Source organism: Chitinophaga flava (assembly GCF_003308995.1).
Lineage (GTDB): Bacteria > Bacteroidota > Bacteroidia > Chitinophagales > Chitinophagaceae > Chitinophaga > Chitinophaga flava.
On the sequence record NZ_QFFJ01000002.1, the window covers coordinates 2,573,256 to 2,600,155 of the forward strand.

At 48.2% G+C, this 26,900-nt stretch carries 20 protein-coding genes; 15 read left to right on the forward strand and 5 right to left on the reverse strand.

Translation table 11 applies throughout. From position 1 onward, the window contains the following. Positions 1-54: 54 nt before the first annotated feature. Positions 55-981, forward strand: coding sequence for an alpha/beta hydrolase (locus tag DF182_RS26440; protein ID WP_113618762.1), 927 nt, complete (start codon positions 55-57; stop codon positions 979-981). 164 nt (positions 982-1,145) lie between these two features. Here the strand turns inward: DF182_RS26440 and DF182_RS26445 are convergent, their stop codons facing one another. Continuing rightward, on the reverse strand, positions 1,146-1,388 hold the full coding sequence (locus DF182_RS26445) for a hypothetical protein (protein ID WP_113618763.1): 243 nt from the start codon (positions 1,386-1,388) through the stop codon (positions 1,146-1,148). 826 nt (positions 1,389-2,214) lie between these two features. Here DF182_RS26445 and DF182_RS26450 point away from each other — a divergent pair. From DF182_RS26450 to DF182_RS26460, 3 genes are read left to right on the forward strand one after another with little or no spacing between them, the layout of a single operon-like run. Beyond that, positions 2,215-5,475: a SusC/RagA family TonB-linked outer membrane protein gene (locus DF182_RS26450; protein WP_113618764.1), complete on the forward strand. Its 3,261-nt coding sequence runs from the start codon at positions 2,215-2,217 to the stop codon at positions 5,473-5,475. Positions 5,476-5,487: 12 nt separating this feature from the next. Continuing rightward, complete coding sequence (locus DF182_RS26455) at positions 5,488-6,990, forward strand: RagB/SusD family nutrient uptake outer membrane protein (protein ID WP_113618765.1); 1,503 nt, start codon at positions 5,488-5,490, stop codon at positions 6,988-6,990. 20 nt (positions 6,991-7,010) lie between these two features. Then, on the forward strand, positions 7,011-8,921 hold the full coding sequence (locus DF182_RS26460) for a CocE/NonD family hydrolase (protein ID WP_113618766.1): 1,911 nt from the start codon (positions 7,011-7,013) through the stop codon (positions 8,919-8,921). Between the two features lie 4 nt (positions 8,922-8,925). Here the strand turns inward: DF182_RS26460 and DF182_RS26465 are convergent, their stop codons facing one another. After that, on the reverse strand, positions 8,926-9,456 hold the full coding sequence (locus DF182_RS26465; RefSeq protein WP_113618767.1) for a GNAT family N-acetyltransferase: 531 nt from the start codon (positions 9,454-9,456) through the stop codon (positions 8,926-8,928). A 114-nt stretch (positions 9,457-9,570) separates the two neighbouring features. On the opposite strand from DF182_RS26465, the gene DF182_RS26470 reads away from it, so the two are divergent. Continuing rightward, a complete protein-coding gene (locus tag DF182_RS26470; RefSeq protein WP_147243557.1) occupies positions 9,571-10,383 on the forward strand; it encodes a hypothetical protein in 813 nt (270 codons plus the stop codon). A gap of 21 nt (positions 10,384-10,404) precedes the next feature. Here the strand turns inward: DF182_RS26470 and DF182_RS26475 are convergent, their stop codons facing one another. Continuing rightward, entirely contained in the window at positions 10,405-11,319 is a 915-nt protein-coding gene (locus DF182_RS26475) for a patatin-like phospholipase family protein (protein ID WP_113618769.1), read from the reverse strand. Beyond that, positions 11,316-12,155, reverse strand: a complete 840-nt coding sequence (locus DF182_RS26480; RefSeq protein WP_113618770.1) for a hypothetical protein — start codon at positions 12,153-12,155, stop codon at positions 11,316-11,318. The genes DF182_RS26475 and DF182_RS26480 overlap by 4 nt, the downstream gene beginning before the upstream one ends. Positions 12,156-12,357: 202 nt before the next feature. Here DF182_RS26480 and DF182_RS26485 point away from each other — a divergent pair, with 202 nt between their 5' ends. The 3 genes from DF182_RS26485 (at position 12,358) to DF182_RS26495 (ending at position 13,789) form a co-directional block, all read left to right on the forward strand. Further along, complete coding sequence (locus tag DF182_RS26485) at positions 12,358-12,717, forward strand: sigma-70 family RNA polymerase sigma factor (protein ID WP_113618771.1); 360 nt, start codon at positions 12,358-12,360, stop codon at positions 12,715-12,717. A 168-nt stretch (positions 12,718-12,885) separates the two neighbouring features. Beyond that, complete coding sequence (locus DF182_RS32725) at positions 12,886-13,047, forward strand: RagB/SusD family nutrient uptake outer membrane protein (RefSeq protein ID WP_394337292.1); 162 nt, start codon at positions 12,886-12,888, stop codon at positions 13,045-13,047. An 88-nt stretch (positions 13,048-13,135) separates the two neighbouring features. Further along, positions 13,136-13,789 (forward strand): hypothetical protein, encoded by a 654-nt coding sequence (locus tag DF182_RS26495; protein ID WP_147243558.1) that lies wholly within the window; start codon positions 13,136-13,138, stop codon positions 13,787-13,789. Between the two features lie 70 nt (positions 13,790-13,859). Here DF182_RS26495 and DF182_RS26500 read toward each other — a convergent pair whose 3' ends face one another. Continuing rightward, on the reverse strand, positions 13,860-15,377 hold the full coding sequence (locus tag DF182_RS26500; RefSeq protein ID WP_211327215.1) for a glycoside hydrolase: 1,518 nt from the start codon (positions 15,375-15,377) through the stop codon (positions 13,860-13,862). A 420-nt stretch (positions 15,378-15,797) separates the two neighbouring features. On the opposite strand from DF182_RS26500, the gene DF182_RS26505 reads away from it, so the two are divergent. The 7 genes from DF182_RS26505 (at position 15,798) to DF182_RS26535 (ending at position 26,884) form a co-directional block, all read left to right on the forward strand. Continuing rightward, positions 15,798-16,511 carry a hypothetical protein gene (locus DF182_RS26505; protein WP_147243559.1) on the forward strand — a complete coding sequence of 238 codons (714 nt, stop codon included), beginning with the start codon at positions 15,798-15,800 and terminating at the stop codon, positions 16,509-16,511. 88 nt (positions 16,512-16,599) lie between these two features. After that, positions 16,600-18,300 (forward strand): aspartate-alanine antiporter, encoded by a 1,701-nt coding sequence (aspT, locus tag DF182_RS26510; RefSeq protein WP_113618775.1) that lies wholly within the window; start codon positions 16,600-16,602, stop codon positions 18,298-18,300. Positions 18,301-18,339: 39 nt separating this feature from the next. Next, complete coding sequence (gene aspD / locus DF182_RS26515; protein ID WP_113618776.1) at positions 18,340-19,986, forward strand: aspartate 4-decarboxylase; 1,647 nt, start codon at positions 18,340-18,342, stop codon at positions 19,984-19,986. 26 nt (positions 19,987-20,012) lie between these two features. After that, positions 20,013-21,062, forward strand: coding sequence for a type II asparaginase (locus DF182_RS26520; RefSeq protein WP_113618777.1), 1,050 nt, complete (start codon positions 20,013-20,015; stop codon positions 21,060-21,062). A gap of 176 nt (positions 21,063-21,238) precedes the next feature. Beyond that, entirely contained in the window at positions 21,239-23,617 is a 2,379-nt protein-coding gene (locus DF182_RS26525; protein WP_113618778.1) for an ABC transporter permease, read from the forward strand. A gap of 39 nt (positions 23,618-23,656) precedes the next feature. Beyond that, positions 23,657-24,805, forward strand: coding sequence for a putative sensor domain DACNV-containing protein (locus tag DF182_RS26530; RefSeq protein WP_211327216.1), 1,149 nt, complete (start codon positions 23,657-23,659; stop codon positions 24,803-24,805). Between the two features lie 33 nt (positions 24,806-24,838). Further along, positions 24,839-26,884 carry a TonB-dependent receptor gene (locus tag DF182_RS26535; protein ID WP_113618779.1) on the forward strand — a complete coding sequence of 682 codons (2,046 nt, stop codon included), beginning with the start codon at positions 24,839-24,841 and terminating at the stop codon, positions 26,882-26,884. Positions 26,885-26,900: the final 16 nt, after the last annotated feature.

The window sequence follows — 26,900 nt, forward strand, 5'->3', positions numbered from 1 at the left end:
GTTGACAGTGATGCTTTTTTCCTACATTAGATCAATAAAAATCCTTATAACTTCATGAAAAAAATCCTCACTGCCCTCTTATTTTTTACCACACTTTATGCCAACGCCCAGACATTATATGTAAAAACCTATGGCAATCCTAAAGACAAACCGGTCATTTTTCTGCATGGAGGTCCGGGTTATAATGCCGTAAATTTTGAAGTGACAACGGCAGCTCAACTGGCGGGGAATGGTTTTTTTGTGATCGTATATGACCGGAGGGGAGAAGGTCGTTCACCGGACACGGCTGCCCGGTTTACCTTCGATGAAGCACTGACTGATATCGATGGTCTTTACAAAACATATCATCTAAAGAAGGCGGTTTTACTGGGACATAGTTTCGGTGGCGTACTGGCTACCCTGTATGCAGAGAAACATCCCGCGGCGGTAGGTGCTGTGGTGTTGGCCAGTGCCCTGGTGGAAGCGCAGGAAAACTTCCGCACCATTCTCCGGAGGGTAAAAGACATCTATCGTGAAAAACATGACAGTGCCAGTTTGCAATATATTTCATTGATAGAAGGAATGGATACCGCGAGTTTGATGTATAGTTCCTATACACTGGGTCATGCCATGCTCAACGGCTTCTATTCACCCAAACATCCTTCAGAAGAAGCGAAGGCCATTTACCGCGAAGCAGCTAAAGACAGCCTGCTCAAAAAGTACGGCAGCCAGATGACCAGACAGGCACCCAATGGCTTCTGGAAGAATGAACATTATACTACACTGAACGTGTTGCCCAACATCAAAAATGTGGTGGCCAGGAAGGTAAAAGTGTATGGGATTTATGGAAAGGAGGATGGGTTATTCTCTGAAAAACAGGTGAGTGATCTGGCAGGTATTATTGGTTCAGACCATATGGATTATCTGACCGGTGCATCCCATAATGTGTTCACGGATCAGCAGGCTATTTTTATCAATGATCTCAAGAAATGGCTGAAATAGCGCTATTTAATATGTAGTATTTAATAAAAATGCAGGTATCACTACCTGCATTTTTTTATTTTATTTTATGTTTAATATGTGTATTGTAACTATTTGATTTATAATTGTTTTAATGATATTGATTGAAGTAAAGTAAAACTTTAAATAGATATCATAAATTACAATCAGGCAGTTTGACCGGTGATCAGTCGTTTGCCGGTTTCGGTATAAACCAGTTCTTCCAGCTCTTCCACAGAATTAACGGTTACCAGGGATACATGTTCCATCGGTAACGGAGAGAATAACCAGCGCGGACCATTCTGTACTACCCCAAAACCTGCCCCGTCTATTTCGATTTTATAGGACCTTTTGGCCTGCTGAAAAGTGAACCCTAACTCCAGTAATTTTTCGTGACTGATTGCGGTCATTTTTTATGTGTATTTTAACTAATATAATAGATATTGTTAAACTGAATTGACTCGTAAAAAAGGGTGTACTGCGTTATTTGTAAAATGTTAAATTAGTATAATATTATCATATTTTATTGACTAATTTTTGAATGGAAGGAGCGTGTTGTCATTTGAGTATTAATATTTATAAATTGTATAATATTATTTATATTACTAATCAATATGAAACAAGAAAGGTATACAATTCTGTTACAATTAAATTTGAGTCCATATTAATTATTTTGACACCTATCATTGTTTGAACCCATTGATCCCTGAACATAGATAGATTAATTGTTGAATGCTTAATTTGTATGATATTACTATTTATTAAAACTGGTGAAGTGCCGAAAATGAATTGCCGGAATTGATGAGTTGAATAGTATATCTATTTAATATAATGATAATAGCTTATTTGTAAGAGCAGCTGAAAATAACTGGCACAGAACACTGATATATTGAAAAACAATAATTTAAAACAGACCTGATAAATATTTAATGTGATGATTGCGTATTATATGTAGACATGCCATTCATCCGGAAAAAACTCCTTTAGACAGGTACTGGGAAAGTTAATAGTCTATAAATTTGGTGGACTAAAAACTTGTTTATACTTTTATCGAATAACATAAATTGTTCGCTGCCTGCAAAAGGCAACAGCGCAACAACCGAAATCGATCGTTTTTAATACGCGATCAAAGCGCAGACTCATCTCAAAAAAGATTGTCAACCTTTTTCTACCCGGAATAAATTACCAGGCCAAACCTGGTAACGGATATTTATTTGTTTAAACCAAAAGTTACCTATGGACTTGTTTTACTTTAATGCACGTAAGTGGGAACGGTGGACCATCCTGTTGGTCCTGGCTTTATTTTCCCCTTTGTTATTGCTGGCGCAACAACGTGTAAGCGTAACCGGTACTGTACGCAACGACCGGAACGAAACGCTGCCAGGCGTTTCTGTAACGGCTACCAACACCTCCACCGGCGCCGTTAGCTCGGCACAAACCAACGCCGCCGGCGTATTTCAGTTTACCAACCTGCCCGCCGGAGGGCCTTATAATTTCCGCTTTACCTTTGTAGGACTGGAACCACTCGTACTGTCGGGGTACACCCTCAAAGACAACAGTCCGCTGCATCTACCGGCCACCCTTAAAGAAACGACATCTTCCCTCAACCAGGTTGTTGTGGTAGGCTATGGCGTTCAAAAACGCCGGGAAGTAACCGGCGCCGTATCTTCCATCCGCGCAGCGCAACTGAAAGACCAGCCAGTATCCAGCTTCCAGCAGGCCATCGCTGGTAAAGTGGCCGGCGTACAGGTGATTCAGAACACCGGCGCCCCCGGCGGAAGTATCAGCGTACGTATAAGAGGCCTCAACTCCATCTCCGCCGGAATCGATCCACTGTACGTCGTAGATGGGTTCCCGTTATCGAACGATCTCAAAAACCTGCAAGGCACCACCGATGTGGTCAATATCACCGGTCAGGCGTCCTTCCAGAAATCCCCCGATCCACTTAGTACACTCAACAGCGATGATATCGAGTCCATCGAAATACTGAAAGATGCTTCTGCTGCTTCTATCTACGGCTCCCGGGCCTCCAACGGCGTGGTGCTCATCTCCACCAAAAAAGGAAAAAGGGAAGGCCCGCCCTCTTTCAGCTATAATGCCTATGGTGGATTTCAGCAGGTCAGCAAAAAAATAAAAATGCTGGATGCCTACCAATGGGCCAAACTGTCGTATGATGCCAAAAACAATGCATATCTCGACGCAAAACCCACCGGTAGTATCAACGATGACAACGCTACCCGGGGTAACTCCAACTTCCAGATAGCACCGGAAATATTACCCTATCTCAAAGGAGAGCCGGGCCTGGTTAATACCGACTGGCAGGATGCCGTATTCCGTACCGCGCCTGTCCAGAACCATACCCTCTCAGCCTCCGGCGGCAATGATAAATTTCAGTATTATATCTCCGGCAATTATCTCGACCAGAAAGGAATCGTGATCGGTTCAGGATATAAGAGATATGGTGTCCGCGCCAATATGACCGCCAACCTTACCCCCCGGCTCAAGGTGGGCATCTCCCTTAATCCTACCTTCGACCATTATGATCTCATCAACAGTGAAGGCCCCTGGACATTCGATGGTATCCTGAGCAACGCCCTCAAAGCTGCTCCCATCTTCCCAGTCTATAACCCCGACGGATCGCTGGCCACCAACAAACAAAACGTATGGGCCTACGGATATTCAGGCGGTGAAAACCCCGTGGCACTGGCCACTCAGATAGAAGACAAACTGGATCATATCCGTAACCTGGGAAATATTTACGGAGAATATACCATTATAAAAGGCCTCACTTTCAAAACCTTCTTCGGTACTGATATCAACTATTTCAACCGTAATTATTACCGGCCTTCCACATTGGGCAGCTACAAACCCATTCAGCAGGGCGCACCCACCATACCCAAAGGCTCCGCTCAAACGGCCCAGTCGGTGAACTGGCTTTGGGAAAACACCCTCAACTATCATTTTGAAGTGTCCAAACACCACTTCGATGTGCTGGCGGGTTATACCTCCCAGAAAAACACTACCAAAGCCAATGAAACAGTTGGTACCGGCTTCCCTAACGATGCCGTACATACGATAAATGCGGCCACTATTACCAGTGGTACTTCCAATACCTCCCAATGGTCTTTGTTGTCTTATCTGGGTAGGATCAACTACAATTACAACGATAAATATTTCGTCAGTGCCAGCCTGCGTAGTGACGGGTCTTCCCGCTTCGGCGCCAACAACAAATGGGGCTATTTCCCTTCCATTTCAGGTGGGTGGCTGATCAGCAACGAAGCCTTCTTTAAAGTGCCCGTGATTTCTGAGCTGAAGGCAAGGGTTAGTTACGGTACTTCCGGTAACTTCCAGATTGCCAACTACGCCTCTTACGATCTGCTGGCGTCCAACAACTACATCCTGGGTAATGGCAGTGGTACCGTGGTGAATGGTGCAGGACTGGCACAGCCGGCCAATCCGGACCTGACCTGGGAGAAAACCGTACAATTCAATGCCGGACTAGATCTGGGCCTGTTCTCCAACCGGATCTATCTCAACGCCGACTATTATAAAACCACTACCTCTGATCTGCTGCTGAATGTGCCGGTACCTTTCAGCTCCGGTTTTGCCACAGCCCTCCGTAACGTAGGGAAGGTACAGAACAGCGGGGTGGAATTCGGAGTTACCACCCACAACCTAACCGGCGCCTTCTCCTGGAATACCAGCTTTAATATATCCGCCAACAAAAACAAAGTGTTGCAGCTGGGCCCCGGTAATGCGCCCATCCTCTCTGATGGTGGCAATGGTACGATCTCCCAGCTCTTTATTACGGCAGTAGGACAGCCGATCGGCAGTTACTATGGTTATGTAAATGGCGGGGTGTTTAAAGACCAGGATGAAATCAATGCTTATCCGCATTATGCGACAGCCAAACCCGGCGACCGCCGCTTCGTGGATGTAAATGGTGATAAAAAGATTGATGCCAACGACCGTACCGCCATCGGCAGCTATTTCCCGGACTACATCTGGGGCCTGACCAACGAACTCCGCTTCAGGGGCTTTGACCTGTCTGTATCCCTGCAGGGAGTACAGGGCAATGAAATCCTCAACCTGCAGCGTCGCTTCATCTTTAATATGGAAGGTAATGCCAACCAGATGGCCGATGCAGCATTGTCCTGGAAATCACCACAAGACCCCGGCGATGGCAACGTGATGCGGCCCAACAGGGTTACCAATGCCAACAGCGCCCAGATCAGTTCCTTCCATGTGGAAGACGGTTCGTTTGTCCGTTTACGTAACCTGACTGTAGGGTATACTTTCAACAGCAAACAGCTGGGCAATCATGTCCGTTCCCTGCGCCTGTACTTGTCCGGACAAAACATTTACACCTGGACCCGCTATACCGGCTACAACCCGGAAGTCAACGCCAGACCGGATAATCCGCTTTCACAGGGGGAAGACTATGGTACCTACCCGCTGCCTAAAACCTTTATTGCCGGCTTAAATCTTTCATTCTAAAACCAGGCACTCATGAAACTATCAGTTATATACCCTCTTCCTTTTTTCAAAGCCTGCGGAGCAGTCATTGTCAGTTGCCTGTTGCTGACTGCATGCAGCAAGGATTTTATCAATCTCACTCCACAGTCCAATCAAACGACAGCCACCTTTTTTAAAACAGCCTCGGATTTCCAGCAAGGTGTCAACGCTATCTATGACGGGCTGCAAAGTACCCAGACCTACGGTAAGGCCTATTATTACCTGATGGAAGTACGAAGCGACAACTCCGATATCTGGGACAGGGGAGCGCTGGCAGGCGTGGCTTCGCAGATAGACTTCTTCACAGAAGTGACGACCAATCCTTTTATCAGCGATGGTTATGCCGGCGCCTATGTGATCATTACCCGGGCCAACGCGGTGCTGGATCAGATTGATGCAGCAGCTATTCCGGATTCATCCAAAAAACAATTCAAAGGAGAAGCCCTCTTCCTGCGTGCGCTTTCTTATTTCAACCTGGTACGGCTATACGGTCCTGTGCCGCTGGTTATTAAAACGGAAACCACCAGCCAGGCCCTGAACCATAAAAGGAATGCGGCAGCTGAAGTATATGCACAGATTGAAAATGATCTGCAAACTGCCGCCTCCCTGTTACCTGCTGTGTATACTAACGTCAACGACTATGGCCGTGCTACCGCTGGTAGTGCATACGGTCTGCTGGGTAAAGTGCTGGTCACGGAAAAGAAATGGCCCAATGCTTTGACTGCCCTTAAAAATGTAGGCAATACTTATAGTCTGGTCAGCGATTATGCCGACCTGTACAAACCTGCCAATATCATCAACACAGAGATGTTGTTTGCCGTGCGCTTTAAAAAAGGATTGAGCCCTTCCGAAGGCAACAACTATTTCGCTGATATGGTGCCGGTTTCCTTCTTTTATAACGGCATATTATACGGCGGTTCCAACAACAACCGTCCTACGCGCAACCTGGTGGCGGCTTACGAAGCAGGAGACAAGCGGCTCGGTATTTCGCTGGACACAGTTTATTACAATTCAGCCACCAACCTGATGAAAGGCAATTATGTGAAAAAATACCTGGACGTACCCGGTGCTACCAACGATGGTGGCAGCAGCTTCCCGGTATTGCGTTATGCCGATATATTATTGTTACAGGCAGAAGCACTCAATGAACAGGGATATAATGGGGGAACCGGCGATGGTACTGCTTTTGGATACCTGAATGCGGTCCGCAGAAGGGCCGGCTTGCCGGAAAAAACAGCGGTCGATCTTCCTGATCAGGCCAGCTTCCGGGATGCAGTATTCCGGGAGCGGAGGGTAGAACTGGCTTTCGAAAACGATCGTTGGTTTGACCTCGCCCGCAACAGCAAAGGGGTATCTGTTATGCAGGCCCATCTGCAGCAGGAATACGGGCTGACCACACCGGTACTGAACACCGACCGCTTGCTGTTTCCCATTCCGCAAAGCGAAATCAATATACATAATGATCCCGCCAGCTTCCCCCAGAATAAAGGGTACTAACGGCGGATAAAACGGGAACCATGAGATATGTTTTAATAGTGTTGGTATGCGCGCTGTTGTCTCTGACAGCAGCCGCGCAGCCGGCTTCCGACTCCATCTGGGTGAAAGCCAACTATATTAAACGGGAACAGTATATCCGTATGCGTGATGGCGTACAGCTGTTCACCGTTATCTATCAGCCCAAAGACAGCAGTGAAAAACATCCGGTGCTGATGACCCGTACACCCTATTCCAGTGCACCTTATGGAGAAGCATTCAGCCCCAATCTGTGGAACACCTACTGGAAACAGTATGTGCGTGAACGTTATATCATTGTGTTGCAGGACGTGCGGGGCCGGTGGATGAGCGAAGGCAGCTTTGTTGACATCCGGCCATTTAACCCCGATAAAAAAGCATCCGATATCGATGAAGCCAGCGATACCTATGACACCATCGACTGGTTGTTGCAGAACGTACCGCATAACAACGGGCGTGTAGGTCTTTTCGGTATATCGTATCCCGGATTTTATACTACCATGGGCGCTTTGAGCGGACATCCGGCGTTGAAGGCTGTTAGTCCCCAGGCCCCTGTGACCGACTGGTTCCACGGTGATGATTTTCATCATAACGGCGCCTTTTTCCTCATGGATTGTTTTGGTTTTTATACCAAAGGTTTCGGGTATCCCCATCCGCATCCGGTATCTGTAGCGCCGGTACAGGCACTTAAACTACCCTGTGCGGATAATTACAATACTTTTCTGAAAATAGGTACCATTCAAAATTTCACCCGTCTTACCGGCGACAGTCTGGCTTTTTGGAAAGAGATCATGGCACATCCCAACTATGATGACTGGTGGAAAGCCCGCGACCCGCGCAACTACGTACAGCATCTGCAGCCGGCTTCGCTGGTAGTGGGGGGCCTCTTTGATGCGGAAGATTGTTTTGGCGCCTGGAATCTTTATAAGGCTATTGAAAAGAAAAGGCCCGCCACGCATTTCAATAAACTGGTGATGGGCCCCTGGTATCACGGACAATGGGCTGCTGCAGATGGTTCCCGGCTGGGCAATATCCGCTTCAGCAGCAATACGGCAGCCTGGTACCAGGATAATATCGAAGTACCTTTCTTTAATTATTACCTGAAAAACAAAGGTTCGCTGGACGCCTTGCCGGAAGCGACGGTGTTTTTTACCGGAGAAAACCAATGGCGGCAGTTTACGGAATGGCCGGCTTCCTACGTACAGCCGGCAACGTTATACCTGCAACCTGATGCTGCGCTGGCATGGGCACCTCCTAAGGTGCAGGCCCCGGTATACACAGAATACATCAGTGATCCGGCGCGTCCGGTGCCTTATACGGCAGATGTGCATTATATCCGTACCCGGGATTATATGACCGATGATCAGCGTTTTGCCTCACGCCGCTGTGATGTGCTGACATTTGAAACCGGGGTGCTGACGGCGCCGGTAACCTTAGGAGGCACGGTGACAGCCGATCTGAACGTGAGTATTTCCGGAACGGATGCAGATTTTGTCGTGAAAATCATTGACGTGTTTCCGGATGATTTCCAGTATCCGGGAGCTCCTCCGCCCAACAAAACCCGCGATGCAGGTGGTCCTTACCAGATGGGTGGTTATCAGATGCTCGTACGGGGTGATATTTTCAGAGGCCGCTACCGGCATAGTTTTGCTGACCCCGAACCATTTGTGCCAGGGAAAATAGAAAAGGTCCGTTTTAACCTGCCGGACATTGCACACACCTTTTTAAAAGGGCATCGTATTATGGTGCAGATACAAAGCAGCTGGTTCCCGCTGGCTGACAGAAATCCCCAGCAGTTCGTCAATATTTATGAAGCTACAGAGAACGATTTCCGCAAAGCCACTATCCGCATATATCATGATGCTGCCCATCCTTCGGGGGTAGTATTGCCGGTGCTTCCACAGGTGAAACTGTAAAGTATTACAGGGTATTTCCGGGCTCCAGTTTCATGAGGATGTCTGTCTGTTCATCAGCGCCAAGGAGGAAGATATGGGTGCCGAAGGGAGTGAAGCCGTGTTTATGGTAGAAGCCGAGTGCCTTTTCATTTTTCTCCCAAACGCCCAGCCAGATGTAAGTTACTTGTAGCTGTCTGGCAACAGTGATGGCGTGTTTCAGCAGTTGGCGGCCTGCTTTCAGTCCCTGGTAATCCTGCAATACGTATATGCGTTCTATTTCGAGTGTATCCGGCTTTTTAATGTCGGTTTGCGCTTCGCCAGTGTTGAGTTTGATGTAGCCGATAGGTGTATGCTGATGAAAGGCGATATAATAATTGCTGTCTGGTGAATTGATCTCGAGAGCCAGCTGTTCCGGATTGAAGTGTTTGGAAAGATAGGTCTCCATATCACTGGCGGTATTGTGAGCAGCATAGGTTTCGAGGAAGGTTTGAGAAGCCAGTTGCTGCAGGAGAGTGATCTGATCGTTGGTGGCGGTGATGATGTCTATATGCTCCATGGGTTCCGGTTTTTGCAAAGATACTTTAATTCGGACGTATACCCTTTACCGTTTCATAGATGGAAGATACCGGCAGAGCGTGTCATAGCAGTTTCATTTTAGTAACTTCGTTGTATGATTAAGGAAGAGACCCGTCTTACGACGGAGGACATACGATTGCTGAAAAGCCTGGGGCGTGTGAAAGGGCGCCGGTTGAGGATGCTGGTGCTGCTGACGTTTGTTGCGCTGGACCTGGGAATAGTGTTGCTGGCTTCATCCCGGATGAGTGATACTGGAATTTCGATTCCGGTAGCGATTGCCTTTTTACTGTTGACAGCCCTTTGTTTTTTTATGTGGCGGGGGATGTGGCTGATGTCGCGCCGTAGTCAGCGGGGCATACAGGATGGCCGCAAAGGTATTGTGGAGCTACAGCTGAAAACGTTGAAACCCAATGGTAAAGGTGGTTTGGACTATGGGGCCGCTAATGGGGAAGTGTACCGGGTAGCGGTACCGCTGCCAGGTATATCGATATTGGGTAAACAGCAGGCTGACTTTTATCCGGGTGTTATAGAGCAGGCGGAGGGTTTACCAGGAGAGAAAGTATTGTTACATATTAGCGCCACCGGCGTATTACTGCAGGTATCTTATCCTAACCAGCCGGCGGTTAAAGCAGCTGCAGCATTAACGGAAACAGACAAGCAGCTGGTCTGGGAACACCGCGGCAAGGAAAAAATAATTGTTATTGGCCGGGTTACAGAGATCCTGCATCCTATCAAAAGAGGAAAAAGAGCGCAGGATACGTATATCCGTTTAGGTGATACCCTTTATCTGCTGAAGCCCTTGCGCCCGCTGGAACAAGCTATCAGCACCGGACAGGAAGTGCATCTGCATTTCCTGCCGGGCAAACATGGCGAAGCTGATCAGTTGTTGTATTTACTCGGCTCTTAGGCTGTCATAATTTGTTCTACACTACATATTCCCATCCGGGAACTGTTGTAATACTATTTTAGCCCGTAGCTGGCCCTGTTTCATCCAGGACTGCATCAGTAGTTTATCGAAACGCAGGCCGGTAGGGAAATCCGGGTCCAGTTCTGCCTCCGGGCATATATAATAGATCTTTACCGGGGTGGTAGTGGTGTGTTTGAAGTTGCGTAATACTTCCAGATCGTTTTCCCGTACTTCCTGTATGAAGATGGTGATGGCACGCATCAGTACATCCAATAGGGCCGTATAGGCGTTGCCGGTAGTGAGCTGAGTATCGGGGTTATTGCTGAGGATAAAGATGCGGTGTGCTTCCTGGTGGGAGAGGTTGCTGATGACAGCCCGGGTAGGGATTACCTCACGGTTGCCGCCGTCTGCATATTGCCGGTCATTGATGGTAACAGGCGGCATAAAAACAGCCTGATTGCTGCTGCCCAGCAGCGATCTTACCAGTATTTCGGTAGAGTCGATCACAATATTGTCGTAATGTGGGTCTGGTGCTAGCGCGCGGGAGGAGAAAATACTGAGTCTTCCGGTTTGCAGGCATACGGTGTTCAGGCAAAGCAGGGTAGGAGACTGCCGGATGGTTTGCCAGGTGGTATCGTTCATCTGTTGCCGGATCTGGTTTTCGAGGGGTGCAGTATCGTAGAGATATGCTCTGTTATTGAGTATATTGTTGATGACATTTTGTTTGTTGAGGATGTCTGCGTTGCTATTGCTGAGGTAGATGTCTGTTACTTCAGGTATTTTTCCGGCGGCCACCATGGCGGCTATCAATGCACCTGTGCTGGTGCCGCTGATGAGGTCAAAAGACTTTATGCCGGTGCTGGCCAGCAGCTGCCGCAATGCGCCCACGCTGAAGGCGCCTTTGGCGCCGCCACCGCTGGTAATGAGTATGTTCATGGTTTTTTATTGAAAGGCTGATGAAATAATACAATGCCCACGGCAAAGCCTATACGGGCAGATTTCAGTTCATTATTCAGGGAGGCATTGAGGCCGAAAGGGCCCAGCTGCACTTCTGCACCAACAGCCACCTGGTTGAAATGAACGAAGCTGGTGTTATATTCCGTATATACGTTGAGGTTACCCACCCCCACCGGTATTTTTTTGACGGAGATGTCTGTGATCCTTACCGCCAGCCTGCTGCTGAGGGTAGTATAGAAGGTATTGCCGCGAAGGAAAACAGCCGGTCCGGCCATCAGCCGCAGATGCCCACCGCATTGGCCTGCAGGCGCAAACGTATAACTCAGGTATCCCCTGAGGGTGCCGGTATAAGCCACCTGACTACTGAAAATATCAGCAGCACCCTGACCTAACTCCAGCCTTCTTTCCAGCCCGCCGCAGAATTCGGATGATGGAAACTGAGGACTGGAAACAGTTGCGCGGTTCATGTATAACAGCCACTGAAATACGTTGTTGGCTTCATCATCGGGGAGGGCATCTGCAAAACAGGTGCCGTTGAGAGTGTCATGTATAAAGGTGGCTGTTTGTTTACTCAGGCTTATAAAAGACTGATAGCTTTTAAGGTCCCGCTTTTTCAGATTGTCCAGCAGTTGTACGTTGCTGCTATCCTGTTGCTGGCATCGGCCCAGTATTTTGGTAAGGGCAGAAAGGGAAGTGGCATAGGTGATTGCTTTTGCCCTGCAACTGGCATCATCGCAGCATTTGACAGGTGTTTGTGCAGCGATGTCGCTGAAACTGCACAGGCATAGTAACAATAGCAGTACGGTTTTTCTCATATACTATAAAATTGCTCGTCTCCGGTTGTGTGTATTCGGTACCGGAAAATTAAGCCAGGCTGGGCCAATAAGCATTGCAGTGCCGGAGCATACTGCTTAATTACCGAAGAAAATATGCTGACACTTTCACCGGCGGGGATAGCTGCTTTGCGGGAAAAAATGATTAGTTTACCCGGGTGCACGTATTTTTTAAAACTATTGTATGGAAGACGCTGAAATAAACACGCTGTGGCAGTCTGTTATTGGTGATGATGATCAGCCGGCGTTTCGTGCGTTGTTCGATTATTTTTATAACAGATTGGTACGTTTTGCGACCGATCTGGCAGGTACCAGGGAGGCGGCAGAAGAGATCGTGTCTGATGTGTTTGTGCAGTTATGGAAAAACCGTAAACAAACGGTAGGGGTTATACGATTAAAGACCTATTTGTATACAGCTGTCCGTAACCGCAGCTATAATTATATACGGGACCATCAGCAACACCGGTGGCTGGCACTGGAAGAGATTGAAGAACCGGCGGCAGCAGGACCTTTGCCTTCGGGCGCAGGCCTTTACATTCATTGAAAAAGAAATAATACATCAATGATATGTGGAACAGCATTTACCGTGATGGGGTAAATCCTGTTAATGCCATCCTGCAAAAGCTGGATGGTTCTTTGATACAGCTCCCCACCAAAGCCGCTGGTAACGCTTACACTGGATGATCTGCTGGCCGAAAGGGGCCGTGAATTTATCTGGGAAGGCTGCCGCAGACAGGATCTAGTGCGCTTTGGTAAATGGAACAGCGCATGGCAGTTCCATCCTGCCGATCCTGATTTCCGAAAGCTGTTTCCCATCCCGCAGGCCCAGCTGGACGCCAATCCCAACCTGGAGCAGAACCCGGGATATAAATAATGTATTAGTTGGTTTTTAGATAAAAACAGGAAGCCGGGGACGATACCCGGCTTCTTTGTGTTAGAAATTTTTTTATTTTCGTACTACCATGCGTTACAAAAAAATCTATCTACCGTTAATGGCCTGTGCCATGGCTGCCTGCAGCAAATCAGACAAAGAAAAAGCGAATGATACTGACCCCGCTTCGCTGAACAGTGTTTCCGTTGTCGTAGAAGGGGAGGTGACCCAAAGCATCAACCAGCGGGGAAAAGACGTGAGTGTTGGGCTGCTGAAGTTTACCAAAACATCAGTGGAAGGTTTTGGTGTAGGTGGTACTGTCCTGAACAGTGCCGGCAAACCGGTGTTGTCTACCTCCACAGGGCTGATGGCTTTACAACTGAATACAGGTGTCGAACAGAGCGGAGTCGGTGGATCGGTAACTGTGGAGGATAATGCAGGCAAAAAAGACTTTTCCGGCATGTTGTATTATTTGTATTATGACACAGACCCCGGACAGAAAAACAGTAAATCCTATATCACACTCAATACTGTACAGGATACAGCTAATTTGCTGAAGTTGAGCGGAGAATTCCATTATAACGCCGCGTATGCCCCAACACCGGAGTCTCAGGATTGTGTGTTGGATGGTGTTAAGAACAGTGGCCGTATTCCGGCGTATAACCCTGACATTTGCGGCGCCAAAAAAGTAAAAGTAACTGGGCATTTTACTATCTATCTCGATAAGATTATTCAGCAGAAATAACTACTGCACAATAAAAGCAGCCCGGTGTTTTGTTCTGCAAAACACCGGGCTGTTTTTATTTAATCAACCTTTAGATGGCATTGCCTGTAAAGGTGATCACGCTGGAAGGCGGTACCACTACCACAAAGCTGCCATTAGCTGCTGGTGAAACAGGAGCGCTTTGCTGCCAGTGTGCGCTGGAGTTGTCAGCAGTCAGGTAGCTCGTCAGCTGGCTGGAACCAAATCCGGACAAATTCAGTCTGCAATGTGTTTCTGAACCGCCTGGGTTAACAATCACCACACTGAATTTACCGGTAGCCGGATCTTTCCAGGCAGATACCTTTAAGGTGGAGTTGTTGGCCAGGGCGGAGTTGAAGCGGTAATAACCAGCATGTACAAATCTGGAGTACTGTCCCATTACGTCATATGTTTTAGGATAGTCCAGTGAACCATCTCCATTGGTGCAGATCAGTGATTCGTTGTTGCGGATGGCGAGCATACCCAGCCAGTACACATAGGCGTTGACGTTACATTCTGCCAGGAACTTATGCATGTTGATCGCCAGTTTAAGACCACCAACCATGGTGTTATCGTATACTCCGGAATCGTCGCATGCTTCGGTCATCCATACAGGTCTGTTGCCGGTAGCATAGTTCCAGGTAGCAGGGTTAGGGTTTAAACCTCTTTTGCCTAAGATCAGGTCACCGATTTCCACGTAACCATGGCCTGCCAGTACATCCACATTGCTTTTGTCCATACCAGACAGGAAGCTGTTGGCGGTACCCCAGGCTGCATTTTCGGAGGAGATAATTTTAACGGAGTTCAGTCCTTTGGCGTTTAAAGCCGGGCGAAGGTTGTTGGTGATGAACTCGCCCAGATGACCGGCTGTCCAGTAAGATGCAGGCCAGTCGGAGAATACGTTCTCTGGCTCGTTGCTGGGGGAGATGCCATAGAAATAGATACCCTCGTTCTGATAGGCTTTGGTGAATCCTGCCAGGTAATTGGCAAAGTCTGTAGAGCAGCAGCTGTAGTTGAGACCATTGAAGTTTTTGCCGCTTTCGCTGCTGGTGTTTGTTTTCATAGACAGTGGTGGTGTCCAGGTGCTGGCAAACATAATTGGTGTCTGGTAGCGCTCTTTAACTTTTTTCAGGATCCACAGCTGCGCCAGCTGGGCTTTCTGCGCAGTGGTAAGTGCCTGGTATCCTGCACTGGTGACATCCATGTCAATGCTTGTTCCTGCAGGCTGGATGGTAACGGTACCGGTGGTTTTGTCAAAAGGATAGTTATACATTACTTCCCCGCGGATCATGTTTAATTGCAGACCGTCTGTTCCCCACAGCTGCTTCATGATGCTGTCCCTTTTGGGAGATTCAAAAAATGGAGTGGCACGTCCTGCAAAAGCGCCGAATCCTTCTAAACGTTGGTAGGTGGTGCCCCAGTTGAGCGTGATGGTAGCGGTGTCCAGACTGATGGCAGCAGCAGCAATACCGGCCTTTGCGTCCAGTTTGCCAGGTGCATCACGGAGATTGTCCTGCATGTTTTTAGCACAACCGGTGGCCAGGACCATCGCCACTAAGGGGAGGGAGAATCCTTTCAGATTTTTTTTCATTGTTAGGGTGGGTTTGGGTTTATAAAAATAGGATTAGAGACTACGGGAATACAAAATTTAAAAGTTTACGAAAACTATACTTTTTCTCTATTGTTCACCTACACCAGAATATAAGATAACGACGGACAGCACATCTCTGGTCAATTCCTTCCGAAGATAGAAATTTTTTGTTAACAAAAACTATACTTTCAGGATAACTTAGCAATTAGATAATAATGGAAACTGAATTATTTTATTGATTTAGTGGGATACATGGTTCTTATAAAGAAAATCTCGTATAGTGGTGCACGATAGTAATGATATGTTGTGAAAACGAATTGTCAAACTTTTGGATTTATGTTTAACGATAGTAACTTTGGCTATCTTTTTTAGATAACCCGACAGTTTTTTCTGATTTTTTAAGTAACATCTTGTTTCCCTATGTTGCCTCCTTTTGACCTGCATGCATATGGTTTGCCCATAATGGCTTTTGTGATGATCGTCTATGTTTTATGGCGTCACTTTTTTCGCACTTCTTTCGAGGATAGTGTGCCAGTAACATGGCAATCGCCAACAGAGTGGGAGCCTTTAGTTCGTAAGCATCCGCCGTTGGGAGAAAAACAACAGGCTGTATTTATCAGGCAGCTGTTGGAGGTGGCCGCCTGGACAGCTCATCTGGAAAAGGATTTTGACCATGAGCATGGAGATTACAGCAAGGTGTTCAGGCAAACAATACCACAGGTAAACGGAGTGCCTGCATTTTATTTTGGTGAGCATGGTGTGAGGTGGAATGTCGAGCCGGATAAGGTAAACATAGGCGGATTGTTGGTAGATGCGATGGCAGCCCGGCAGGTAAAGGCATTGCCATCTTTGCAGGAAGTGCTAAGCATGGGTAAAGTGCTGGCGATGGAAACCGAAATTTCTTTGCGTGATGGTGGGCCAGCTGCAGCTAGCAATGATTATGCAGACCTGGATGATCTACCACCGATTGATACCTGGTTTTATTTATCAGGGAATGGTTATAACAATTATATTCTGTATTGCTGGGTACCTACGGCATTTGAACCGCTGATGCAGGAAGCACAAAGCATCGAAATATTAGATAACTATGATTGGCCTGATCTGAAGCAGCTATTGCCTCAAGAATACTGCTGACCTGCATTCTCTTCGTTATTGAACAAAACGTAAATGGCTCTTGTTTAAGAGCTTAGACCGACCTATTCTATAACGAAAATGACCATATATGCAATGGATCACTCATGTCCTTCAGCAGTATCCTGAACTGGCTATTTTCCTCACTATCGCGCTGGGTTTCGCTATCGGCCCTTTAAAAATCAAAACATTCAGTCTGGGAACTGTAACAGCCGTGCTGCTGGTAGGCGTACTGGTAGGGCAACTGAAGATTGATATATCTCCCACGGTGAAGTCGGTGTTTTTCCTGATGTTTCTGTTTGCAGTAGGATATAGTGTAGGGCCACAGTTTTTTCGTGGCCTGAAAAAAACGGGTTTGCCGCAGATGGGATTTGCTGTGCTGATGTTGATCACCTGTCTTATTTTTCCCTGGCTTTGTGCCCGGGTGATGGGTTATAACATGGGGCAGGCAGCAGGAATGCTGGCTGGTTCACAAACTATATCAGCCGTGATAGGTGTAGCTGGTGATACTATCAACGGGCTACCATTATCTGCTCAGCAAAAGCAGGATTTTATCAATGCGATTCCGGTATGTTATGCCGTGACTTATATCTTCGGCACAGCAGGATCTGCCTGGCTACTGGCCAGTGTGGCCCCCGCTATGCTGGGAGGGCTGGAGAAAGTGAGGAAAGCATGTAAAGAGCTGGAAGCCTCTATGGGAGCCGGTGATGAAAGTGATCAGCCTGGTATGATTGCAGCAGACAGGGTGGTTAGTTTCCGCGCCTATAAAGTTACTAGCGACTGGTTTGATAAAGGCCAAACCGTAAAAGCACTGGAGGAGCGGCTGGCAGCGCATGATCTTCGTTTGTTTGTAGAAAAGGTACGTCAGCAGAACAAAGTGGTGGAGGTGGCGCCGGATGTGGTGATTCATAAAGGAGACAGCATTGTGATCAGTGGACGTCGCTCCAATCTGGTAGGAGAATACGGGCTGGTAGGCCCTGAGATACAAGATGGTGAGTTATTGCATTTTCCGGCAGAGGCGTTGCAGGTGCTGGTGGCCAAAAAGGAGATTGCAGGCCTGACGGCCGATGAGCTGCGGGCAAAACAGTTTATGCACGGCATTTTTATACGTAGTATTAAAGCTGCTGATATTGAAGTGCCTGTGATGCCGAATACCGTGATTGAACGGGGAGACATGATAGAGCTGGTAGGCCTCAAAAAAGAAGTAGACCAGGCCGCGCAGCAGATAGGTTACGCTGACAGACCTACGGAAAAGACCGATATGACTTTTGTTGGACTGGGCATTGTAATAGGAGGATTGATAGGAGTGTTAACTATAAGGATAGGGGGAGTGCCTATCAGCCTGAGTGCCAGTGGTGGTGCGCTGATCATCGGGCTGGTATTTGGCTGGCTTCGTTCCCAGCATCCCACCTTCGGCCGTATTCCTGCACCAGCCTTATGGGTGATGAACAATGTGGGGCTGAATATGTTTATAGCTGTAGTGGGCATCTCTGCAGGCCCCGGCTTTGTCGATGGATTTAAACAGGTTGGCATAAGCCTTTTTCTGGTAGGAGCCGTTGCCACAGCGCTGCCACTGCTATCCGGCGTACTGATGGGCAAATATCTTTTTAAGTTCCACCCTGCAATGATACTAGGTTGTACCGCCGGTGCACGTACCACCACTGCAGCACTGGGCGCCATTCAGGATGCGGTAGATAGTAAGACACCGGCTCTGGGCTACACTGTTACTTATGCTGTGGGTAATACCCTGCTGATCATCTGGGGCGTCGTGATTGTGCTGCTCATGCAATAGCTGAAATATTTGTTAGTCATCTCCCAAAAAAATTATGCTATGGCCCTTTCAAAACTTAAAACCAGTAAAAAAAGAGAGCATATGCTGGAAAGCCTGAGCCCTTTTCAGTTGAAGGATAATCTGATCAAACTGGCGCAGGAGGAGAGTCGTCAAAGCACTACCGTGATGTTGAACGCCGGCCGGGGTAATCCCAACTGGATAGCTACCACACCACGCGAAGCCTTTTTTACGCTGGGCCTCTTCGGACTGGAAGAATGCAGACGGGCAATGGACAGTACTGAAGGGTTGGCCGGTATCCCGGGAAAAAAGGGTATTGCCAAACGTTTTGAAAAATTTCTGGCCGCCAACAAAACAGCGCCTGGCATAGAGCTGTTGCAGAAAGTATATAAATACGGTATCAAACAACATGACTACGATCCGGATGCATGGGTGCATGAACTGGCGGAGAGTGTGATAGGAGACCAGTACCCCGTACCAGACAGGATGTTGTCGCATATGGAGCCTATCGTGCACGACTATCTTATGAAGGAGATGTGCGATGATGAACCTCCTTCCGGTAAATATGATCTCTTTGCTGTAGAAGGCGGCACGGCTGCCATGTGCTACATCTTTGATTCACTGATGCAGAATTTTCTGATCAAAAAAGGAGATAAGATAGCGCTGATGATACCTGTGTTTACACCTTACATTGAGATACCCCAGCTGGAGCGTTTCGGTTTTGAGGTGGTGCATATAAAGGCCAGTACGATGAATAAAGATGGGCGTCATACCTGGCAGTATCCGGATAGTGAATTGAATCAGTTAAAGGACCCATCTATTCGTATATTGTTTACCGTTAATCCCAGCAATCCGCCTTCCACAGCCATTGATGAAGGTGGGCTTAGCAAGATTATCAAGATTGTAAAAAAAGATAATCCTGGTTTGATGGTGGTGACAGATGATGTATATGGTACCTTTGTGCCCGGATTTCGTTCACTCATGGCTGCCATACCCTACAATACCATTGGGGTATATTCTTTTTCCAAATACTTTGGCTGTACCGGATGGCGCCTGGGAGTGATTGCTGTTCACAGGAAAAATATGTTCGACGATAGTATCAGCCGCTTACCCGCGGCCAGCACCAAAGCATTGACAAAACGTTACGGTAGCATCACGCTTGACCCGGAGCATATCAAATTTATTGACAGAATGGTGGCCGACAGCCGCATGGTGGCACTCAACCATACGGCCGGACTCTCTTTGCCGCAACAGACGCAGATGATGCTCTTTGCTGCCTTTGCTCTGCTGGATACTAAAAATAAGTACAAAAAACTAACGCAGGTATTGGTACAGAAACGTCTCAAACTGTTGTGGGACGAGCTGGAAATACCGTTGGTAAAAGATGCATTGAATGCCGGTTATTATTCTGAAATAGATATACAGGTATGGAGTGAGAAAGTGTATGGAGAGAAATTTTTCATATGGCTGAAACAAAACTTCGAACCGGTAGATATCGTGTTCCGGCTGGCAGAAAGGACCGGAGTGGTGCTACTGAACGGTGGCGGCTTTGATGGCCCGGAATGGTCAGTGCGTGTGTCGCTGGCCAATCTGGCTACAGAGTCGTATGCTGTAATCGGCAAACATATTACTGAGATCATGCGAGCCTATGCAGGCGTATGGAAAAGCAACGGAACCTTGAAAAAATAAATCTCTATTCATCAAAAAGTGGTTGTATGAAAAAACTGTTAAGTATCATTTGTATCCTGACTGTATGTTTTACGGTATCTGCGCAAAAACTTCCCCGTATCAAAATACTGGCCACCGGCGGTACTATTGCTGGTAAAGGGGCGTCTGCCGACCGTGCAGCCTACAAGGCGGGATCCTTGCCTATCAAAGATCTCATTGAGGCCGTGCCAGGCATCGATAAAGTAGCGGAGATCTCCGGAGAACAGATCTCCAACGTAGGTAGCCAGGATATGACAGTAGATATCTGGATCAAGCTAAACAAACGTATCAACGAGATATTTAAAAACAATGAAGCGGATGGCATTGTGATCACTCACGGTACAGATACCCAGGAAGAAACAGCCTACTTCCTCAGCCTCACCGTTAGGTACGATCTGCCGGTAGTGCTTACCGGTTCTATGCGCCCGGCTACCGCTATGAGCGCCGACGGCCCTAAGAACCTGTATGACGCCGTTACAGTAGCGGCCAGCGCCAATTCCAGAGGCAAAGGCGTGATGGTGGTGTTTAGTGAAAATATCTTTGCCGGCCGCGAGGCTGAAAAAATCAGCACTACCCACGTAGATGCTTTTAAAGCCCCCAATACCGGACCCATAGGACAGGTGTACGACGGCAGGGTGGTGTATTATATGCACGATCAGCGTAAGGGTAATAAAAATACACCCTTCGATATAACGGGCATGGATAAACTGCCTAACGTAGTGGTCGCCGAACTCTTTGCCGACGCGCCTTCCACTACCATTGATGCCTATGTTGACAAAGGTGTGGATGGTATCGTGACTGCCGGCCTGGGCAATGGCAACCTGAACAAGGTCAATATGGAAGCGGTAACACGTGCCGTAGGCAAAAATATCACCGTGTGCCGCTCTTCCCGGGTGCTTACCGGCCGGGTAACGCTGTACGATGAAACGGACGACGCCAAACTGGGTACCATCGTAAGCGATGACCTCAGTCCCCAGAAAGCCCGTATCCTCCTGATGCTGGGACTAACACAAACCAAAGACAAAAAGACATTGCAACAGTATTTCTTTACTTACTGATCAATCCCGGAATAGAATGCCAGGACGCAAAGGATATCCTTTGCGTCTTTCTTTTTATATCTTACAGAAGTGAACAACGATTGTATCAAAACCGAACATATTTTATATTGTTTAATATAAAAGATCATTGATCTGAAGCAATATTAGTTTGGCATTTTTCTTAGTTAACCTTTGGCATGATCAGAAATTACTTTAAGGTTGCCTGGCGCAACATTACTAACAATAAAGGGTACAGCGCCATCAATATTCTGGGCCTGTCTGCCGGCATGGCGGTGGCCATGCTGATTGCATTGTGGGTAGTCAACGAGTATGCCTATGACCGTTTTCTGCCTGACAATAACCGGTTGTACAGGGTGATGCGCAACTTCGAAAGTAACGGGGACACCCTTACTTTTAATACGGTTTCCTTAAAATTGTCGGACGTATTGCGCAATGAGATACCGGAGATGGAGTATGTATGTGAAGCCGACTGGTTGGGCACACATGGGCTCATGGCAGGCGACCGTAAAGTGGTGATGGACGGTGGTGCGGTACAGCAGGATTTCCTGAAAGCTTTTCAGTTTCCTTTGCTGCAGGGTAAGGCCGAAACGGTGTTTCAGGACCCTTCTTCTATAGTATTGACAAAATCCGCTGCAGCAACCTTATTCGGTAAAGAAGATCCGATGGGGAAGATAGTCCGCCTTGATAACCGTGATAATTTCAGGGTAACCGGTATTCTGCGGGATTTACCGGCCAATTCTACTTTTCAGTTTAAGTATCTCTTTCCGTTCAGTTACTACGATCAAACGGTTCCTTTTGTTAAGAACAGTCGCAGTGGGGGTTTTGCTAACAATGCCTTTCAGATATTCGTCAAGTTGAAGGCAGGTATCAATTCAGACCGGCTGGCTTCCAAGATTGCTATGCTGGAAAAGCGGGAGAAGGGTAATACCAATGCGGAGAAGTCGATTGTGATCCTGCAGGCATTGAACCGCTGGCATTTGTTTGGGGAATATAAAAACGGAAAGAATACAGGCGGATTTATAGATTATGTCCGCATCTTCAGTGTTATAGGCATATTGGTGCTGATCATCGCCTGTATCAACTTTGTAAACCTTACCACGGCCAGGTCGGCGAAACGGGGAAAGGAAGTGGGCATCCGCAAGGCCATTGGATCACAACGCTCACAGCTGGTGATGCAGTTTCTGGCGGAGTCATTATTGCTCTCCTTTATGGCCTTAATATGTTCTTTGCTGATGGTATGGCTACTATTGCCTGCCTTCAACAGCATTACCGGTACGGCAGTGCAGATGCCGGCGGGTAATGTGGGCTTTTGGGGCATAACACTGTTATGTGTGGTGTTGACCGGTATTGCTGCGGGGCTTAAACCTGCGTTTTACCTGTCTTCATTCAATCCGGTGCGAACGCTAAAGGGAGCCGTGAAAACAGGGCGGTCTGCCGTATTCTCCCGCAGAGCGCTGGTCGTGGTTCAGTTTACCTGCTCTATAGCACTGGTGATCAGTACACTGGTGATTTACCGGCAGATGCAGTATGCCAAAGAGCGGCCTACCGGTTATGATGCCGACAGGTTGGTGATGTCACAGATGTCTGATGATCTGAACAAACATTATGACGCATTAAAAAGTGAGTTGTTGCAAAGCGGACTGGTTTCTCAGGTAGCGAGGTCATCCAGCGCGCCTACCACTATCAGCTGGCATAGCGATCTGAAATATTTCCCGGGCAAGCTGCCTGGGGAGACGGTGGAAATGGGGATGATCGTTATTTCCAATGATTACTTTACCACGATGGGTATGAAATTGCTGAGTGGCCGGGACTACACACAGGGCCAGGCTGACAGCAACAGTGTAATCCTGAATGAGGCGGCCGTGAAGCGGCTCCGGCTGAAAGATCCGCTGAATGCGGAGATCACGCGTGGTGAGAGCGAGCGGTACCGGGTGATAGGAGTGGTGCGTAATGCGTTGATGTTGTCTCCGTTTCAGCAGGCTGATCCTACCATGTTTACCCGTACTAATAACGAAGGGGAGTATCTGTTGTACCGGCTGGCGCCGGGCGTAGAGCCTCATAAAGCTTTAGCAGGGCTGGAGACTATTTTCGGCAAATACAATCCTGCTTATCCCTATGTTTATGAGTTTGTAGATAAGGTGTACAATAGTAAATTTCATCAGGAAATGCTGACAGGAAGGCTTTCAGGGATTTTTGCCATACTGGCCATTGCCATTTCCTGTCTGGGACTGTTGGGGCTGGCTGCTTACATGGCTGAACAACGAACCAAGGAGATAGGGGTGCGTAAGGTGCTGGGGGCTTCCATTGTGCAGGTATGGTTCCTGCTGTCGCGGGATTTTATCGTATTGGTACTGATCAGTTGTCTGATTGCGTCCCCGCTGGCCTTATATTTCCTGCAGCATTGGCTGGCACAGTATGAATACCGTATTAACATTGGTCCGGGCGTATTTCTGGTGGCGGCGGTGATGGCGCTGCTGATCACGCTGTGTACGATTAGTTTCCAGGCTATCAGGGCCGCAGTGGCCAATCCGGTAAAGAGCCTCCGTACAGAATAGGGAGCTTTCGTATATTTATGCCTGAAATCAATTGGGCATATGGCACTGACAACAGAATCGACATATCAGGCAGCATCTACAGTAGCCGGAATTATAGAAGCACATTTTATAAAACATCTGGAGGCCGCGAAAGAAGAAGGGACAGATAACCTGGCTACGATACCGTCTGCCAGGATAGTGGAGAAAATCATCGATGTGGCTTTCTGGGCGAGCCTGCGGCGGGAAGAAGGTAATGCCACCCGGATGTCGCTGGCATTTGTCGACCCGGCACAGGCGGGCAAACCGTTGTTGTTTGAACAACCGCTTCCGCTGAATCCGCAGGTGCTGACCAAACTGGCGCCAGGAGTGGAAAGAGCCGGTGTGCATGTAGGTATCTGGCACGACGGAGATGAACTTTATATATGGGGCACCACTATCAAATTACCTAACTACTGTTTTGTACTGGATGTGTCCGAGCCAGGGCTGCTGGTGGTGAAACACCGGCGTGTACTGGGTTTGGGCAAGTTTACCAATGTGGCCATGCTGAAAGGTGACCAGGTGAAAGTGGTAGATGAAACATCAGGGATGAATACCTGTAGTCCCGGATTGCTCAAGTCCCTGCTGGGGCTGGAGACTTCCACTCTCTGGAGCAATCCTGAAAATGTATTAATTCAGATAGCGGTGTCTATGCGGGCACATAAGCGTGGCGGCATTTTGCTGGTAGTGCCCGACAACAGCTCTTCCTGGAGAGAATCCATCGTACAACCATTACAATATCCGGTATCACCGGCATTTGCCGGAGTGGCCGATCTCGTCAGACAGGACAGTTCCTCCGTCAGCGAAATATACTGGCAGAACGCATTACGCCGGGAGGTGGAAAATATCAGTGGCCTCACCGCCGTAGATGGCGCTACTATCATCAACAGACATCATGAACTGCTGGCTTTTGGCGCCAAAATCACCCGCGCAGGGAATTCTTCTCCCGTAGAAAAAGTGCTGATGATGGAACCGGTAATGGGCGGCAGTCCTTCGTACGTACATCCTTCCAGTATTGGCGGTACCCGCCATCTATCAGCCGCACAGTTTGTGCATGATCAGCACGATGCTATCGCGCTGGTAGCTTCCCAGGACGGTTATTTTACCATTTTCTCATGGTCACCGACCAAACAGATGGTGCAGGCGCACCGGGTAGATATCCTGTTATTATAATTTATACCTGCTGCAAACAGATAAACCGACCGAATGAAATTCCCTTTGCTGACCACTGTATCACTGTTATTTGCCCTGCCACTGGCCGCCCAGCAGGATACCCTGCATGAGTTGCAGGAGGTAGTGGTAAAATCCTATCTTTCAAAAGAGACGTTATTACGTGTACCCACTGCCGTTAGTGTATTGTCGCCACAACAACTGCAGTTGCAGCAGGGTGCTTCCCTGGTGCCGGCATTCAACAGTATTGCCGGTGTGCGTATGGAGGAACGTTCGCCCGGCAGTTATCGTTTATCCATCCGCGGTAGTCTGTTACGTTCTCCTTTTGGCGTTCGTAATGTGAAGATATACATGGACGAAATTCCGCTTACCGATGCAGGCGGTAACACTTACCTGAACCTGCTCGACCCTTCAGTGCTAAGTCGTGCCGAGATATTAAAAGGTCCGGATGGAAGCTTGTTTGGCGCTAATTCAGGCGGAGTAGTGCGGCTGGATGTATTACCTCTGCCCGGCGACAGTAGCCGCTTGCAGGCAGGTGTGCAGGGAGGGAGCTATGGCCTTTTACATGCTACGGCCGCTTATCATCAGCAGCTGGGTAATTATGGACTGCAGCTTTTCCAGGGTTATCAGCAGGCAGACGGATACCGGCAGAATACCGCTTTACGCCGCTCTTACTCGCAGATCGGCCAGCGTTGGGAGTATAAGCCGGGTTATGTATTGAAGATGCTGGGTTTCTATTCCGACCTGGGCTACCGTACTCCCGGAGGCCTTACGCTGGCACAGCTGGGGCAGGATTCCAGAGCCGCAAGACCCGCCACCAACACATTACCGGGCGCTGTAACACAGAAGGCTGGTATCTATAACCGTACCGTTCAGGGTGGGCTGATTCATGAAGCGCAGTTGAGCTCCCGCTGGCAGCATGTACTGACCGTTTTCGGAGCCAACACCCATTTCGAAAATCCTTTTATCACCAACTACGAAGCGCGGGATGAAAATACAGCGGGCTTCCGTACTTATCTGTCGTGGACCAATGATCCCGCCACCAGTGCGCCGCTGCACTGGCGATGGCAGGCCGGTGTGGAATGGGAACAAACCCGGTATGACATCATCAACTACGGCAACCGGCAAGGCAAACGGGATACCATACAGGCAGCAGATAAACTGACTGCAGGACAGTACTTCTATTTCACCCGCTTTCATGCCCAGCTGTATCGCTGGACGATGGAGGCAGCTGCCAGCATTAACTATTATCATTACACTTATAACAGAAACGGGTATACGAAAGTAGCCTTTACGCCACAGCTGATGCCGCGCATTTCTCTGTCTTATCTTTTCAATGATCAGCTGACAGGCCGCCTGAGTGTGAGCCGCGGCTATTCACCGCCAGCTACTGCTGAAGTAAGGGCTTCCGATAATATCATCAATACATCGCTGGCTCCGGAAACAGGCTGGAACTATGAAGCAGGGCTACGGCTGCTGCCCGCATCCCGGCGTTATATGCTGGACCTGACCGGCTTCCATTACCGCATGACAGATGCCATCGTGCGAAAGCTGCATGACAACGGTACGGATTTTTTTGTGAATGCCGGTGGTGTTAATCAGACGGGTGTGGAAGTAGAAGGTATGTTACAGTTGATAACGCCGCGTTCCCATGGAGTAATAAGAGGGCTGGAACTGCGTAGCAGTTATACATGGAGTGATTTTTATTTCCGGGATTATATAAGCGGGGGCAAGGATTTTTCCGGCAACAGGTTGACTGGTGTACCCCGAAACGTAGTGGTGACAGGGCTGACGCTGTATTTGCCGAAGGCTGTGTTTTTGTATATGTCACATAATTATACCGCCACTATTCCCCTGAATGATGCCAACAGTGCTTATGCGCGTGCGTATCAGCTGTTGCAATGCAAAGCTGGCTGGCATCTTCCTTTCTCTCATAAATATCAGCTGACATTGCAGGCAGGAGCAGACAATCTGCTGAACCAGTCGTATAGTCTGGGTAATGATCTGAATGCAGTAGGGGAGCGGTATTACAACCCTGCACCAGGACGTACGTATTTTGGCGGTATAAGTGTGGCGCTGTAAAATACAGCGCCACAGC